Here is a 402-nt window from a genome sequence, read left to right as displayed (position 1 = left end):
ACACAGCACTGTGCAAACACGAAAGTGGACGTATACGGTGTGACGCCTGCTCGGTGCTGGCAGGTTAATTGATGGGGTTATCGGCTGGCGTGGTGTTCCTGATCGAAGCCACACGTAAACGGCGGCCGTGACGATAACGGTACTAAGGTAGAGAAATTCCTTGTCGGGTAAGTTCCGACCTGCACGAATGGCGTAATGATGGCCAGGCTGTCTACACCCGAGACTCAGTGAAATTGAACTCGCTGTGAAGATGCAGTGTACCCGCGGCAAGACGGAAAGACCCCGTGAACCTTTACTATAGCTTTACACTGAACCTTGAGCCTTGATGTGTAGGATAGGTGGGAGGCTGTGAAGTGCAGACCCAGTCTGCACGGAGCCATCCTTGAAATACCACCCTTGAAT

At 52.5% G+C, this 402-nt stretch carries 1 rRNA gene; it reads left to right on the top strand.

Annotated features, from left to right (window positions below):
• Window positions 1-402, top strand: a 23S ribosomal RNA gene (locus tag AAY47_RS19745); the annotation flags it as partial.

The sequence above is a fragment of the Xenorhabdus griffiniae genome (assembly GCF_001028135.1).
GTDB classification, from domain to species: domain Bacteria; phylum Pseudomonadota; class Gammaproteobacteria; order Enterobacterales; family Enterobacteriaceae; genus Xenorhabdus; species Xenorhabdus bakwenae.
This window is presented reverse-complemented; position numbering and strand designations above follow the sequence as displayed.